Consider the following 14,783-nt stretch of genomic DNA (forward strand, 5'->3'; position numbering starts at 1 on the left):
ACGGCTCGCCGCCCTGTGTGACGTTACTGCGACACGGCCCCGGTGTCTGTGGAGCGTCCGGTCCGCGGGCACCGGCGCCCGCGGACGCTCCCGTACCCTGGACGGGTGGTGTCACGTGAGGAGATGGGTTCCTGGCTCGAGGGAACGCCGGTCGGGACGACGAGCCGGGGCGCACGCCTCGGGCTGCCCGCCGACGGTCCCGGTTCGATGGCCCGCATCGGGCGCCGGATCGGTGCGCTCTGCGTCGACTGGGCGTGCTGCCTCGTCGTGAGCGTCGCCTTCTTCCACGGGAACCCGACCGCCACGCTGCTCGTCTTCCTCGCCGAGAACGTGCTGCTCGTCGGGACGGCCGGGTTCACGCTCGGTCACCTGCTCCTCGGCCTGCGCGTCCGCCGGATGCTGCCGGGCGTCCCCGACGGTCCGCCCGGACCGCTGCGCGGCCTGTACCGCGCCCTGCTGCTGTGCCTGGTGATCCCCGCGATCGTGTGGGACGCCGACGGGCGGGGGCTGCACGACCGGATCTCAGGCACCGCGATCGTCCGCCGCTGACGTCCAGGGGCCGCTGCTGGTCGAGCAGGCGGTTGCCCCGACGACGGCGGTGCGACGCGTGGGGTGAGGGGGAGAGCGGTCAGCGACCGCGCATGCCCTTGCGGTCCGGGCGGGCGCGCATCGGGTCGATGCCCTTCGGGATCGGGAGCTTGGCGCCGCCCAGGGCACGCAGGCGCTTGGACACCTCGGCGACCTCGGCCTTGGTCATCTGGGGGCGCATCTTCTGCACGGTCGAGACGACCTTGCGCAGCGGCACCTGACCGGCCGCGCTGCCGACCTCGAGCGTGACGATCGGCACACCGGGCAGGACGCGGGCGGTGCGCTTCTTCTCGGCGTCGAGCAGGCGCGTGCTGCGGCCCGTCGTGCCCTCCGACACCAGCAGGACGCCGGGACGTCCCACCCCGCGGAACACCATGTCCTGGGTGCGGGCGTCGAACGCGACGGGCTCGTCCGCGAAGGACCAGCCGCCACGGCGCACGCTGCCGAGGGCCGCACGGGCCGCGCCCGGCTGCCCCTCGATCTGCTTGTAGGCGGCGGACTCTGCGCGGCGCGTGAGGGTGTACATCGCGGCCAGCAGGCCGAGCGGCAGGCCCATGATCAGGCCGAAGATCCAGTGCCCGCCCAGGAGCAGGCCGAGCAGCAGACCGACGACGAGGCCGCCGGCCAGCATCAGCAGCATCCACCACGTCACGGACGGGTCGGTGCGGCGGGTCATCTGGTACGCCTGCCACACCTGGTGGTACCAGCGCTGCTTCTTGACCTTCGGTGCGGCGTCGGACGCGCCGTCGGTGGACTTGTTGCGGGCCATGGTCCCCGAGTCTAGTCGGGTCAGCGGGCGAGCAGCGCCGAGGCCTCCTGGCGCGACGTGGTCGGCTCCGCGAGGTGCGCCAGGGCCGCGGGGATCTGCTCGCCGCGCCGCGTCATCGCCTGGCCCCACAGGCGCCCGGCACGGTACGACGACCGCACGAGCGGTCCCGACATCACGCCGAGGAACCCGATGCGCTCGGCCTCCTGGGAGAGCTCGACGAACTCCTCGGGCCGCACCCACCTCTCGATGGGGTGGTGGCGCACCGACGGGCGCAGGTACTGCGTGATCGTCACGAGGTCGCACCCGGCGTCGTGGAGGTCCTGGAGCGCCGACTTCGCCTCGTCGATCGTCTCGCCCATCCCCAGGATGAGGTTCGACTTGGTGACCAGGCCCGCCTCGCGCGCCCGCGTCAGCACCGACAGCGAGCGGTCGTACCGGAACCCCGGACGGATCTGCTTGAAGATGCGCGGCACCGTCTCCAGGTTGTGGGCCAGCACCTCCGGGCGCGAGCCGTACACCTCGTCGAGGAGCTCGGGCACCGCGTTGAAGTCGGGGATGAGGAGCTCGACGCCCGTGCCCGGGTTCAGCGCGTGGATCTGGCGGACCGTCTCGGCGTAGAGCCACGCGCCGCCGTCCGCGAGGTCGTCGCGCGCGACACCCGTGATCGTCGAGTAGCGCAGCCCCATCGCCTGGACCGACTCCGCGACGCGGCGCGGCTCGTCGGCGTCGAAGTCGGCCGGCTTGCCCGTGTCGATCTGGCAGAAGTCGCAGCGGCGCGTGCACTGGTCGCCACCGATGAGGAACGTCGCCTCGCGGTCCTCCCAGCACTCGAAGATGTTCGGGCAGCCCGCCTCCTCGCACACCGTGTGCAGGCCCTCGGACCGCACGAGCCCCTTGAGCTCCGTGTACTCCGGCCCCATGGTCGCGCGCGTCTTGATCCAGGACGGCTTCTTCTCGATCGGCGTCTCGGCGTTGCGGGCCTCGATACGCAGCATCCGGCGGCCTTCAGGGGCGATGGTCACGCGTGCTCTCCAGGGGTGTCGGAGTGGTCCGGGGGAAAGGCTCGGAGGGGTTCACGGCCACACTACGGCAGGGCTGCCGGCACTTCGTCCGGTGCGCCGTCCCGCGAGACGACCACGTCGGCCAGCCGGTCCCGCAGCGCCGCCTCGAGCAGCGGTGCCGTCTCGAGGACCGTGACGTCGCGGCCGAGCTCGCGGCTCAGGGACGTCATGTCGGCGTCCGGGATGCCGCAGGGCACGATCCGGCCGAACTGGCCGAGGTCCGGGTCGCAGTTCAGCGCGAGGCCGTGCATCGTGACGCCGCGCGCCACCCGCACCCCGATCGAGCAGATCTTGCGCTCGCCCGCGCGGTCGTCGGCGGGCAGCCACACGCCCGTCAGGCCGTCCACGCGGACCGGGTGCAGGCCCAGCCCCTCGCAGACGTCCATGACGGCCTGCTCGAGCGTGCGCACGTACGCCACGACGTCGATCGGCGCACGCAGCCGCACGATCGGGTACGCGACCAGCTGCCCCGGCCCGTGCCACGTCACCTTGCCGCCCCGGTCGATGTCGACGACCGGCGTGCCGTCCTGGGGGCGCTCCGCGAGGTGCGTGCGGCGGCCGGCCGTGTAGACCGGCTCGTGCTCGACGAGCAGCACCGTGTCGTCGCGCGTGCCGTCGGCGACCTCGCCGTGCACCGCGCGCTGGAGCTCCCACATCGGCTGGTACGGGGAGTGGGTGGCGCCGAGCCCGACCGGGACGAACCTCATCCGGACAGGCTAACGCCCGCAGCGTGCAGGTCTGTCGTGGTCCGTCCTGTGGATAACCGTCGTGCGGGCGTCCCCGCACGATGGGATGGGGGCATGACCGCTCACCCGGCCCACGTCGACCTGCCCGGCACCGCCGTCCGGGACGTCCTCGCCGCCGCCGGGTGCACCGGAGCGTCCCGCGGCAGCGCGGGCCGGTGGACGGCGACCACCGACGGCGAGCCGTGCACCGTGACCTTCTGGCGGCGCTCCGCCCTCCCCGACGACGGGGCGTTCGACGAGCGGGTCCGCCTGCTGCGCGGACTCGACCACGCCCACCTCGGCGTGGTCTCGACGGTCGTCGAGGCCGGCGACGAGATCGCCGTGGTGCAGCGCGGCGCCTACGGCACGCCCCTCGCCGACGTCCTGGCCCGTCGCGGCGCGCTCACCCCGCGCGAGGTCGTCACGCTCGTCGTCCCGGTTGCGCAGGCGCTCGTCGTGCTGCACGGTGCGGGGCTCGTCCACGGCCCGCTCGACGCGCACGACGTCGTGGTCGACGACGACGGGCGCGCGCACCTCGTCCCGCGCGTCCCGCCCGCCCCGCCGCACCTCGTCCGGCACGACGACGTCCGTGCGCTCGCCGCGATGGCCCGCGCTGCGCTCGACGAGCGGCCCGAGACGGGCGCCGACCCGGCCACCGTCGGTGGCGAGGAGTCCGCGGCCGTCGCGACGGTGCTCGGAGAGGTCCTCTCGCCGCCGCCCGCGCGGCCGCCCACCGAGGCGGGGACGTTCGCGGCGCTCGCCGCCGAGGCGTGCCCGGCCGAGCCGATCCGGGTCGTCGACCCGGGTGCGGCGGCCGCGGCGGCGCTCGCGCGGGCCATGGCGACCGACCGACCGCGTCGGCGTGCGTCGCGCCCCGGGGCCGGGCGCCCCGTGACGGGCGAGGTGCGTCGACCGCAGGCCGCCGACGGGGTGCGGTCGGTGGTCGCCGGCACGGCGCCCGAGTCCGGGGGCGACGTCGGCCCGCTCGACGACACCATCGTGCGCGGGGTGCCCCTCCAGCTGGCTGTCGCGCCCGAGCGCGCTGCCGGACGACCCGGTGCACCGCTCCGCCCGCAAGGACCGCAGCGGCACCCCACGGGTGGGGGGGCCGCACGGCGCGCGGGCGGCCGCCCGGGCTCGTCGTCGCACCGGGCGTCCGCTCCGCGCCGACGGACCGGGCCGGTCGTGCTCGGCTGCGCGGCGGCGGTGGTGGTCGGCGGACTCGTGGCGGCGTACCTGGTGGTCGGACCGCGGGGCGCGTCGGAGGCGGCCGGTCGCGAGCGGGCCTCAGCGTCCGCGGTGGACGGGTCGCCCCGGCCCACGGCGTCCGCCGTGCCGGCGCCGGACCCGCGCGCCGCCGGCGTCCCGGACCTCGGCCCGACCACGGAGCGCGGCGACCCGGCCGGAGCGGCCGCCGCGCTCACCCGGGCGCGTCCGGGGGTCGTCGCCGGACGCGTGACCGCCGCGGACGTGACCGCTGCGGACAGCCCCGCGCGCGCCGCCGACGACGCCCTCACGCACCGCGTGGCGGGCCAGGGGACGTTCGTGACCGTCCCCGTGGCGGACGTCCGGGCGTCGCGGGTCGTCCGCGCGACCGGCCGTGCCGGCGCGGGGACCGTCGCCACCGTCGACGTCACCTACACGCTGGGCGCCGGCGTGCTGCGCGCGGCCGACGGCTCCACGGTCCGCGTCCCCGGGACGGCGCTCCGGACCGATCGCCTCGACCTCGTCTGGACCGACGACGGGTGGCGCGTGCAGGACGTCGGTTGACCCGTCCTGGGGCCGCCCGCGGCACGCGGCCCGAGGGGTGGTCAGCGGGCGGCGACCCACTCGGCGGCGTCGACGACGGCCGGGTGCTCCCACCGGAAGCCGCTGGCGTGCAGCACGGCGGGCACCTGGCGCCGGGAGGCGACCAGCTCTGACGCGAAGCCGCCCAGACCGACACGCAGCGCGACCTCGGGCACACGCAGCACGGCGGGCCGGTGCAGGGCGGAGGCGAGCGCCCGGACGAGGTCGGCGTTGCGGACGGGCTCGGGCGACGTCAGGTTGACGGGCCCGGCGACCGAGTCGGTGACGAGCAGGTGCTCGCACGCCGCGACGTGGTCCGGGAGCGACACCCACGACCAGTACTGCCGGCCGGTGCCGAGCGGACCGCCGACGCCGGCACGCACTATCGGCAGGAGGCGTCCCAGCGCGCCGCCCGAGCGGGACAGCACGATCGCGGTCCGCAGCAGCACCACGCGCACGCCCGCGTCGGCGGCCGGCGACGCCGACGCCTCCCAGTCCGCGACGACGTCGGCGAGGAACCCGTCGCCGCGCGGTGCCGACTCGGGCAGCGGCTCGTCCCCGCGCTCGCCGTACCAGCCCGACGCCGACGCCTGCAGGAGCACGCGTGGGCGACCGCCGGTCCCGGCGCGCGCGGCGAGGTCGGCGAGGGTGCGAGCGAGCAGCAACGTCCCGAGGGTGCGCGACAGGCGGATCTCGCGCCGGTAGGCGTCCGTCCAGCGGCGGTCCCCGACGCCGACGCCGCCGAGGTTCACGACGGCGTCGGCCGTCGCGAGCACGGCGGGGTCGAGCTCGCCGCGGCGCGGGTCCCAGGGCGCGTCAGCCGGGCCGGGCGGGCCGCCCGGCCGGACCAGGCGCCGGACGGTGTGGCCGCGCCCGGTGAGACGCGCGACGAGCGCCTCGCCGATCAGCCCGTGCGAACCCGCGACGACGATCTCCATCGTCCGAGCCTAGGCGCGTGGCGTCCCGCGGCACGCCGGGCGGGTGACGTCCTGCGGCGACGGGCTGCCCCCGCGACGGCCCGCGCCCGACGGGGGCACCCGACCGACGCGCGACGGCCCCGCCCGGAGCGCGTGCTCCGGGCGGGGCCGTGGGGGAGAGAGCCGCGGTGGCGGCCTTCACCGGGGGACTGTCAGAGGCCGACCTCGGCCTCGAACGCGCCGTCCTCGATGCGCGCCTTGATCGCGGTGAGGAAGCGTGCCGCGTCCGCGCCGTCGACCAGGCGGTGGTCGTAGGACAAGAAGATGTAGCACATCGACCGCACCGCGATGACGTCGTTGCCGTCCGCGTCCTTGATGACCGCGGGCCGCTTGACGATCGTGCCGGTACCGAGGATCGCCGACGTGCCGCCGGGCACGATCGGCGTGTCGATGAGCGCGCCGCCCGACCCGGTGTTCGTGATCGTGAAGGTGCCGCCGGCCAGCTCGTCCGGGCCGACCTTGTTGTCGCGGGTGCGCGCCGCGAGGTCGCCGATCTTGCGGGCGATGCCACCGAGGTTCAGGTCGCCGGCGTCCTTGATGACCGGCACCAGGAGACCGCGCGGGGTGTCGACGGCGATGCCGACGTTCTCCTGGGCGGGGTACGTGATGGTCTCGCCGTCGAACGACGCGTTGACCTTCGGGTACGCCTTGAGCGCCTCGACGGCCGCGAGCGTGAAGAACGGCAGGAACGTGAGGTTCGCGCCCTCGCGCGCCTTGAACGACTCCTTCGCCTTGGTGCGCAGCGCCGCGACGCGGGTGACGTCGACCTCGACGACCGTGGTGAGCTGCGCCTGCGTGTTGAGGGCGTCGACCATGCGCTCGGCGATGATCTTGCGCAGGCGGCTGGCCTTCTCGGTCGTGCCGCGCAGCGGCGACGGCTCGAGCGCGGCGGCCTTCGGCGCTGCCGGCGCGGCAGCGGGAGCCGGGGCTGCCGCTGCGGTCGACGACGTGGCCTCCTCGGCCTGACGTGCGGCCTCGAGGACGTCCTCCTTGCGGATGCGTCCGCCGACGCCCGTGCCCGTGACGGACGACAGGTCGACGCCCTTGTCGGCGGCGAGCTTGCGGACCAGCGGCGTGAGGTACGACTTGCCGCCGGACGACTGAGCGGGCGCGGCGGGGGCGCTCGCCGGTGCGGCGGGAGCGGCCGGCTCCTGGACCGACGCGGGCTCGGGCGAGGGGGCGGGGGCCTCCTCGGCCGGAGCCTCCTGGGCGGGAGCGGCCGGGGCCGCCGGGGCGGGCTGCTCGGCGGGCGCCTCCTGGGCAGGAGCCTCCTGCGCGGGAGCCTCCTGCGCCGGTGCGGCCTGCGCGGCAGGGGCGGCGCCCGAGCCGACGACGGCGAGCACGGTGCCGACGGCGACGGTCTCGTCCTCCTGGACGAGGATCTGCTGCACGGTCCCCGAGACGGGCGACGGGACCTCGGTGTCGACCTTGTCGGTCGAGACCTCGAGGAGCGGCTCGTCGACCTCGACGGTGTCGCCGACCTGCTTGAGCCAGCGGGTCACGGTGCCCTCGGTGACCGACTCGCCCAGGGCGGGCAGCGTGATCTGCTCGCCGTCGGACGGCTGCTCGGAGGAGGCGGCGGGTGCCGGGGCCTCGGGCGCCTCGGCGGGTGCCTCCTGCGCCGGGGCGGACTGCTCCGCGGGGGCGCTCTCCTCGGCGGTCTCCTCGGCGGGAGCGTCCGACGACGCGCCTGCACCCGAGCCGTCACCGACGACGGCGAGGGTGGTGCCGACCTCGACGGTCTCGTCCTCCTGGACGAGGATCTGCTCGAGGGTGCCCGCGACGGGCGACGGGATCTCGGTGTCGACCTTGTCGGTCGAGACCTCGAGCAGCGGCTCGTCGACGGCCACGGTGTCGCCGACCTGCTTCAGCCAGCGCGTGACGGTGCCTTCGGTGACGGACTCGCCGAGAGCCGGCATCTGCACATTTTCAGACATGACCTGAAGGTCTCCTTCGTTGCTTTCAGTTGTGCGCGTGCAGAGGCTTGCCGGCCAGGGCGAGGTGAGCCTCGCCGAGCGCCTCGTTCTGCGTGGGATGTGCGTGGACCAGCGCGGCGACGTCCTCGGGGTAGGCGTCCCAGCTCACGACGAGCTGGGCCTCCCCGACGAGCTCGCCGACGCGTGCCCCGATCATGTGCACCCCGAGGACGGGACCGTCCTTGCGGCGCACCAGCTTGACGAACCCCTGGGTGCCGAGGATCTTGCTGCGGCCGTTGCCGGCCAGGTTGTACTCGAGCGTCTCGACGCCGTCCGCGCCGTGCTGCTCGACGGCGGCACGCTCGGTCAGGCCGACCGACGCCACCTCGGGGTCGCTGTAGGTGACGCGCGGGACGGTGGCCTCGTCGAGGGGCGCCGGGGTGAGCCCGGCGATGCGCTCGGCCACCGCGATGCCCTGCGCGAACCCGCGGTGCGCGAGCTGGAGCCCGGGTACGACGTCGCCGACGGCCCAGACGTTCCCGACGCCCGTGTGCAGGCGCTCGTCGACGACCACGAACCCTCGGTCGAGCGTGACGCCCTGCTCCTCGAGGCCGATGCCTGCGGTCCGCGGTCCGCGGCCCACGGCGACGAGCAGCAGGTCGGCGTCGAGCGTGGCGCCGGACGCGAGCCGGACGTGCACGCCTGAGTCGTCCTCGGCGACCTTCTCGAACCGGTCGCCGAGGGTGAAGCGGATGCCGCGCTTGCGGAACGCCCGCTCGAGGGCCTTGGACAGCGCGTCGTCCTCGGCGGGGACGAGGTGGTCGAGCGCCTCGACGACGTGCACCTCGGCGCCGAACGACCGCCACACGCTCGCGAACTCGACGCCGATGACGCCGCCGCCGAGCACGATGACGGACCGGGGCACGGTGTCGAGCCGCAGCGCCTGCTCCGACGTGACGACACGCCCCCCGATCTCGAGTCCGGGGAGCGTGCGGGGGAACGAACCGGTGGCGACGACGACGTGGCGGCCGACGAGCCGGGCGGGCGCCTCGGCTCCGTGGGCGGCGCGCACCTCGACGGTGTCGGGGCCGACGAGCCGCCCGTGCCCGCGGACGACCGTGATGCCGCGCGACGAGACGAGGCCCTCGAGCCCCTTGAAGAGGCCCGCGACCACACCGTCCTTGTAGGCGGCGACGGCCGCCATGTCGATGCCCTCGAACGTGGACCGGACGCCGAACCGTGCACCCTCGCGCGCACCGTCGGCCAGCTCGGCCGCGTGCAGCAGCGCCTTGGTGGGGATGCACCCGGAGTGCAGGCAGGTGCCGCCGACCTTCCCCTCTTCGACGAGGGCGACGGTCAGACCGAGCTGCGCGGCCCGCAGCGCTGCTGCGTAGCCCCCGCTCCCGGCTCCCAGCACGACCACGTCGAACGTGTCGTCGGGGGTGGGCGCCACGTGCTGCTCCGATCTTCCGTCAGGGTTCTTCCGTCAGGGTGCGGGCCCGGGTCGGGCCACGCCCCATCTTGACACCATCGTTACGTCGACCCCAATCGGCGCGACGTCGCTACGCTAACCACCATGTCCCGGCTGCGTCGCCTGTTCTCCCGCTCGTCCGAGCCGAGCGCGCCGCAGGTCGCGCCCTCCCAGGACGACGCCCGTCGCGCGACGACCGCGCACTTCGAAGAGTTCGTGCGCACCCGCGTGGGGGTGGAGGCGTTCCTGGAACCGCCGACGAACGCCACGGCGATGACCATGCTGTTGGTCGCGACCACGGGGGAGTGGACCCGGCGCCGGGTGCCGGACGAGCGGGCGGCCCGGTCGCTCGCGGACTCGCTCGGCATCCCCGTCTACGACGCCCGCCGCACGGGCTACCCGCAGCGCATGCGCGACTGGAACTCGCGGCAGCGCGCGGGCCGGCGCACCGGGCAGGCGTGAGACTCCTCACACGGAGGGCTCTCGCGCCGCCCGGCACGCGGCAGGGTCGGCTCAGCGGCCCGCGCGGGCCTCGCAGAACGCGAGGAGCGTGCGGACGGCCACGCCGGTGCCGCCCGCGGGCGTGTAGCCGAACGGCGCCTTCTCGTTGAACGCCGGGCCGGCGATGTCGAGGTGCGCCCACGGCGCCGAGCGGGTGAACTCCTGCAGGAAGATCCCGGCGGTGAGCATCCCGCCCCAGCGCTCGGACACGTTGGCGATGTCCGCGACCTTCGACGACAGGCCCTCGCGCAGCTCGGTGGGCAACGGCATCGGCCAGAACTCCTCGCCCGCGGCGCCCGCCGCGGCCACGACCTCGTCGCGGACCTCGTCGGTGCCCATCACGGCGGAGACCCGGCGACCGAGGGCGACCATCTGCGCGCCCGTGAGGGTCGCGACGTCGAGCACGACGTCGGGCTCCTCCTCGAGCGCCGCGACGAGCCCGTCCGCCATGACGAGACGCCCCTCGGCGTCGGTGTTGAGCACCTCGACGGTCTTGCCGCCGCGGATCGCGACGACGTCGCCGGGCCGCTGCGCCGTGCCGGACGGCAGGTTCTCGGCGAGGCAGAGCCAGCCCGTGACGGCCACGGGGACCTCGAGCCGTGCGGCGGCGACGACCGTGCCGAGCACGGCGGCAGCGCCCGCCATGTCGGACTTCATGGCGTCCATGCCCGCGGCGGGCTTGATCGAGATGCCGCCCGAGTCGAACGTGATGCCCTTGCCGACGAGCGCGACGGACGCCGTCGCACCCTCCGGCCGGTAGGCGAGGCGCACGAGGCGCGGCCCGCGCTCCGAACCCTGGCCCACGCCCACGAGGCCGCCGTAGCCGCCCGCGCGCAGCGCGTCGTCGTCGAGGACCGTGACCTCGACGCCCGCGCCGGCCGCCTCCTCGACCGCGACGTCCGCGAACGACGCGGGGAACAGGTGGTTCGGGCTGGCGTTCACGAGGTCGCGCACCAGGTGCACGGACTGCGCGAGGACGCGGGCACGCGACGCCGCGGCGACCGTCACGGCGTCGTCGGCGTCGGGCGTCACGACCATGACCCGCGCCACAGCGGGCTTCTGCTCGTCCGAGCGGTAGCGCGTGAACGCGTACGCGCCGAGTGCCGCGCCCTCGAGCACGGCGGCGGCGTGCACACCGGTCGACGGGAGCGCCAGCGCGACGTCCGCGGTGCCCGCGAGCGTGCGGACCGCGGTGCCGGCGGCACGGCGCAGCGCCTCGGCGTCGTCCGCGTCGCGGCCCACGCCGACGAGGAGGACGACACCCGCGGCGACACCGGCCGGCGCGGGGACGCGCAGCGTCTGGCCCGCGGCGCCGGTGGCGCCCAGGGGCTCGAGGAGCGCCGTCAGCGGCTCCAGCTCGGGCGCGGTCGTGCCGGCCAGGCGCGGACCGTCGTCCGTCGGGACGACGCCGACGACGAGCACGTCGGTCGGTGCGGTGTCGGTGGGAAGGGTGGGGGAGAGGATCAGCTCTGTCACGCGCTCGATGCTATCCCCGGCCGGGTCGCAGGCCTGCGGCCGGTAGGCTTGCGGCCCGTGACCGTCCCCCTCACCGTGCTCGTGGCCGTCGCCGCGCTGGCGCTCGCGGGCTGGGCGGGATGGTTCGTCGCGAAGGACCGCGCGGTGATCCTGCGCCAGCTGTTCGGCGCCGCGGTCGTCGAGGGTCTGCTCGTGGTCCAGGGCGTGGTCGCGGGCGTGCTGCTCGCGACGGGCACCACGACCGGGTCGCCCGGCCTCTTCTGGGGCTACGTGCTCGCGTCGCTCGTGATCCTGCCGTTCGCCGCGCTGCTCGCCTTCGCCGAGCGGACCCGCTGGAGCTCGGTCGTGCTGCTCGCCGCGGCGATCACGATCGTGTTCCTCCAGCTCCGCCTGGTGCAGGTGTGGCAGACGTGACGCACCCCCACCGCCGTCCAGGAAGGACACGACATGCCACCCGTCCCCGGTGAGACGCGCAGCGGCCCCGGCCGCCTGCTCGTCGGCGTCTACGGGGTGCTCGCGCTCGCCGCGACCGCCCGTGCCGGCTACCAGCTCGCGACGCACGGCAGCGAGGCGCCGCTCGCGTACGCCCTGTCGCTGTTCGCGGGCGTCGTCTACGTCGTGGCGACGGTGGCGCTGTGGCGCGGCGGCGCGTGGCGGCCGGTCGCGTGGGCCGCCTGCTCGGTCGAGCTCGTGGGTGTGCTCGCCGTCGGGACGGCGTCGCTGGTCGACCCGGACGCGTTCCCCGACGCGACGGTCTGGTCCGGCTTCGGGCAGGGGTACGGGTACGTGCCGCTCGTGCTCCCGTTCGTGGGCCTGTGGTGGCTGTGGCACACGCGCCCGGCACCGGTAGCTCGAGACACGCAGGAGGACGCATGAAGGTCTACCCGTTCCTGTTCCAGCACGGCTTCCGCCGGATGGACCCGGAGGCAGCGCACCACCTTGCGTTCCCCGTGATCGGGCTGCTGGGCCGGACACCCGGTGCGCGCGGCCTCGCCCGGCGCGTGCTGGCGCCGTTCGCGGAGACGACGACCCGCGGTCCGGGGTCGGTGCAGGTGCTGGGGCGGTCGTTCCCGGCGCCGCTGGGCCTCGCGGGCGGGTTCGACAAGGACGCGAAGGCCGCCCGCGGCCTCGCGACGATCGGGTTCTCGTTCGTCGAGATCGGGACGGTGACGGCGCACGCGCAGCCCGGCAACGAGAAGCCGCGCCTGTGGCGCGAGCTGGACGTGCGGGGCATCCGCAACCGGATGGGCTTCAACAACGAGGGCGCGGCGGCGGCGGCGGACCGGCTCGCCCGGCTGCGTCGGACCTCGGGCGGCCGCGCGGTCCTCGTGGGCGCGAACATCGGCAAGACGAAGGTGACGGCGCCCGAGGACGCGGCGGAAGACTACGCCACGAGCGCGCGCCTGCTGGCGCCGCACGCCGACTACCTCGTGGTCAACGTGTCGTCCCCGAACACGCCGGGCCTGCGCGACCTCCAGTCGGTCGACGCGCTGCGCCCCATCCTGGAGGCGGTGCGCGAGGCGGCGGACGAGGCCACCCGTGCCGCGCGGATCGCCCGGATCCCCCTCCTGGTCAAGATCGCACCGGACCTCGCCGACGACGACGTGGACGCCGTCGCGGACCTCGCTCTCGACCTCGGGCTCGACGGGATGGTCGCCGTCAACACGACGATCGGGCACGACCGGGGCCCCGGTGGGCTGTCCGGGCCCCCGCTGCTGCCGCGCGGCGTCGAGGTCGTCCGGCGGTTGCGGGAGCGCCTCGGCCAAGGACCCGTCATCATCGGGGTCGGCGGCATCACGACCGTCGACGACGCGCGGGCGTACCTCGCGGCGGGCGCAGACCTGCTGCAGGGCTACACGGCCTTCATCTACGAGGGCCCGTTCTGGGCGTCGCGGATCAACCGTGCCCTGACGGCACGACCGAAGCAGCCGGTTGCCGAGCGCGCCGGTGAGGAGGGTGGCGCATGATCCGGCCGCAGTGGACCTGGCGGTTCGTGGGGGCGGACGGCGGCGACGTCGCCGAGCCCGCGAGCCCGCTCTTCACCAACCAGCACGACGCCGAGCTGTGGCTCGGGGAGATGTGGCGGGTCCTCGCCGCACAGGGCGTCGCGGTCGCGACGGTCCTGCACGACGGGGAGCCTGCGGCGCCCGCGGTCCCGCTCGAGATGCCCTGAGGCGGATGCTGCGAGGCCCGGGAGCCCTGCGGGCTACTCGGGGTAGACGCCGTGCTTCTTGTGGGCCGGCTTGGGCAGGCGCGCGCGCCGGATCTGGAAGGCGCGCAGCGAGGCGTACATGACGGTGCCCTTGCGGACCTCGCCGAACTTCGCCTTGAGGCGCTTGCGCAGCCCGCGCCACATCAAGAAGGTGTCGAAGATCGCGACGATCACGAGCGAGTACAGGGCCACGAGCGTGTACACGCTCGCGTAGGTCGACCCCCCGGCGAACAGCATCGTGACGAAGAGCACGAGCGCCACGGGGAGGAAGAACTCGCCGAGGTTCCAGCGGGCGTCGACGTGGTCGCGCACGTAGCGGCGGTCGGCGCCCTTGTCCTTGGCGGCGAGGTAGCGCTCGTCGCCGGCCTTCTGGCCCTGGTAGGCGCGGGCGCGGTCGGCGCGGGACTTGTCGCGCGCGTCGCGCGCCGCGGCCTTCCGGTCCGACGGCACGAGCGGGCGCTTGTTGGCGGCCTCGGCGTCGCGGCGCTTGGGTGTCGCCTTGCCCTTGCCGGCGCTGCCGGTGCTGACCGTGGAGTCGTCGACGACGACGTCCGGCTCCTGGGTCAGGGCCGGCGGCTTGTCGTTGTTCTTGCGGAGGAGTGCCACGTTCCCAGGGTAGTCGAGTCGCGGGGAGCCTCCGGCCGCGTGCCGTGCCCCGGGTGTGCCGGGACGGTGCCGGTCCTGTGCGCGCGGGACGTCGCGCCGTGCGCCGCTCCCGCCCGTCAGCGGGCGGCGACGTCGACCGACGACGCCCAGGCGTGCATCTCGGGCGCGAGGACGGGCTGGTCGACCGTGGTGCCGTGGTGCTCGGCGAGGAACGCGACCACGTCCGGTGCGGCGACGCGGGAGCCGTCGCGTGCCAGGAAGCGTCCGGCCACCCAGCCGCGCGCGGCCAGGTCGTCCCCGCGGTGGAACACCTGCTCGAGGTAGACGACGCGGTCGTCCCAGCCCACGAGCCGCGTCGTGATGGTGAAGCGTTCCCACAGCCGCAGCGACCGTCGGTACTTCATGGTCGACGCAGCGACCACGGGGTACCAGCCGCGCTCGCGCAACGCGCTCAGGGCGCCGAGGTCGGCGAGGTAGTTCGACCGGGCGACGTCCATCATCTGCAGGTACGTGCCGTTGTTGACGTGCCGGTAGAAGTCGAGGTCGCCCGGGTGCACGCGCATCCGCGTGACGGACGGCCCGAGGACGGGGACGGACGGGTCCGGGCGACGTCCGCGCACGGACGCCCAGGTGAGCTGGAGCTGACGGGTCACGGGCTCGAGGCTACGTGCCTGCGACCCGCGGTACCGGACA

Annotated in this window: 16 protein-coding genes; 7 read left to right on the top strand and 9 right to left on the bottom strand. The window is 75.0% G+C overall.

Translation table 11 applies throughout. The features are described from left to right. The first annotated feature begins 105 nt into the window (after nt 1-105). Nucleotides 106-549, top strand: coding sequence for an RDD family protein (locus CLV34_RS10080; protein WP_100350147.1), 444 nt, complete (start codon nt 106-108; stop codon nt 547-549). Nucleotides 550-628: 79 nt separating this feature from the next. Here CLV34_RS10080 and CLV34_RS10085 read toward each other — a convergent pair whose 3' ends face one another. The 3 genes from CLV34_RS10085 to lipB form a co-directional block, all read right to left on the bottom strand. After that, nucleotides 629-1,357 (bottom strand): DUF4191 domain-containing protein, encoded by a 729-nt coding sequence (locus CLV34_RS10085; RefSeq protein ID WP_100350148.1) that lies wholly within the window; start codon nt 1,355-1,357, stop codon nt 629-631. Between the two features lie 20 nt (nt 1,358-1,377). Then, a complete protein-coding gene (gene lipA, locus CLV34_RS10090) occupies nt 1,378-2,379 on the bottom strand; it encodes a lipoyl synthase (RefSeq protein WP_100350149.1) in 1,002 nt (333 codons plus the stop codon). Nucleotides 2,380-2,441: 62 nt separating this feature from the next. Then, complete coding sequence (lipB, locus tag CLV34_RS10095; protein ID WP_100350150.1) at nt 2,442-3,125, bottom strand: lipoyl(octanoyl) transferase LipB; 684 nt, start codon at nt 3,123-3,125, stop codon at nt 2,442-2,444. Nucleotides 3,126-3,218: 93 nt separating this feature from the next. Between lipB and CLV34_RS10100 the strand changes: the two genes are divergently transcribed. Beyond that, nucleotides 3,219-4,913 (top strand): protein kinase, encoded by a 1,695-nt coding sequence (locus tag CLV34_RS10100; RefSeq protein WP_100350151.1) that lies wholly within the window; start codon nt 3,219-3,221, stop codon nt 4,911-4,913. Nucleotides 4,914-4,954: 41 nt separating this feature from the next. On the opposite strand, the gene CLV34_RS10105 is transcribed toward CLV34_RS10100, so the two are convergent. The 3 genes from CLV34_RS10105 to lpdA form a co-directional block, all read right to left on the bottom strand. Continuing rightward, nucleotides 4,955-5,869, bottom strand: a complete 915-nt coding sequence (locus CLV34_RS10105) for a TIGR01777 family oxidoreductase (protein ID WP_100350152.1) — start codon at nt 5,867-5,869, stop codon at nt 4,955-4,957. Nucleotides 5,870-6,060: 191 nt separating this feature from the next. Then, the gene (gene sucB, locus CLV34_RS10110; RefSeq protein ID WP_100350153.1) at nt 6,061-7,845 is read right to left on the bottom strand and encodes a 2-oxoglutarate dehydrogenase, E2 component, dihydrolipoamide succinyltransferase; all 1,785 of its coding nucleotides are present in this window, start codon (nt 7,843-7,845) and stop codon (nt 6,061-6,063) included. A 25-nt stretch (nt 7,846-7,870) separates the two neighbouring features. Then, nucleotides 7,871-9,277: a dihydrolipoyl dehydrogenase gene (gene lpdA, locus CLV34_RS10115; RefSeq protein ID WP_100350154.1), complete on the bottom strand. Its 1,407-nt coding sequence runs from the start codon at nt 9,275-9,277 to the stop codon at nt 7,871-7,873. Nucleotides 9,278-9,400: 123 nt separating this feature from the next. On the opposite strand from lpdA, the gene CLV34_RS10120 reads away from it, so the two are divergent. Next, complete coding sequence (locus CLV34_RS10120) at nt 9,401-9,757, top strand: oxidoreductase (protein WP_100350155.1); 357 nt, start codon at nt 9,401-9,403, stop codon at nt 9,755-9,757. 51 nt (nt 9,758-9,808) lie between these two features. On the opposite strand, the gene CLV34_RS10125 is transcribed toward CLV34_RS10120, so the two are convergent. Further along, nucleotides 9,809-11,272 (bottom strand): leucyl aminopeptidase, encoded by a 1,464-nt coding sequence (locus CLV34_RS10125; protein ID WP_100350156.1) that lies wholly within the window; start codon nt 11,270-11,272, stop codon nt 9,809-9,811. A 57-nt stretch (nt 11,273-11,329) separates the two neighbouring features. Between CLV34_RS10125 and CLV34_RS10130 the strand changes: the two genes are divergently transcribed. Genes CLV34_RS10130 through CLV34_RS10145 form a run of 4 tightly spaced genes read left to right on the top strand, consistent with a single transcriptional unit; the run spans nt 11,330 to nt 13,445 of the window. Beyond that, the gene (locus CLV34_RS10130; protein ID WP_100350157.1) at nt 11,330-11,686 is read left to right on the top strand and encodes a hypothetical protein; all 357 of its coding nucleotides are present in this window, start codon (nt 11,330-11,332) and stop codon (nt 11,684-11,686) included. A gap of 33 nt (nt 11,687-11,719) precedes the next feature. Next, nucleotides 11,720-12,148, top strand: a complete 429-nt coding sequence (locus tag CLV34_RS10135) for a hypothetical protein (protein WP_100350158.1) — start codon at nt 11,720-11,722, stop codon at nt 12,146-12,148. Further along, the gene (locus CLV34_RS10140; protein ID WP_100350159.1) at nt 12,145-13,239 is read left to right on the top strand and encodes a quinone-dependent dihydroorotate dehydrogenase; all 1,095 of its coding nucleotides are present in this window, start codon (nt 12,145-12,147) and stop codon (nt 13,237-13,239) included. Before CLV34_RS10135 ends, CLV34_RS10140 begins: the two co-directional genes overlap by 4 nt. Then, nucleotides 13,236-13,445, top strand: coding sequence for a hypothetical protein (locus CLV34_RS10145; RefSeq protein ID WP_100350160.1), 210 nt, complete (start codon nt 13,236-13,238; stop codon nt 13,443-13,445). Before CLV34_RS10140 ends, CLV34_RS10145 begins: the two co-directional genes overlap by 4 nt. A 33-nt stretch (nt 13,446-13,478) precedes the next feature. On the opposite strand, the gene CLV34_RS10150 is transcribed toward CLV34_RS10145, so the two are convergent. Beyond that, a complete protein-coding gene (locus tag CLV34_RS10150; RefSeq protein WP_245859168.1) occupies nt 13,479-14,090 on the bottom strand; it encodes a DUF3043 domain-containing protein in 612 nt (203 codons plus the stop codon). 116 nt (nt 14,091-14,206) lie between these two features. Beyond that, nucleotides 14,207-14,743, bottom strand: coding sequence for an acyl-CoA thioesterase (locus CLV34_RS10155; protein ID WP_100350161.1), 537 nt, complete (start codon nt 14,741-14,743; stop codon nt 14,207-14,209). Between the last annotated feature and the right edge of the window lie 40 nt (nt 14,744-14,783).

The sequence above is a fragment of the Luteimicrobium subarcticum genome, from assembly GCF_002798015.1.
GTDB lineage: Bacteria > Actinomycetota > Actinomycetes > Actinomycetales > Cellulomonadaceae > Luteimicrobium > Luteimicrobium subarcticum.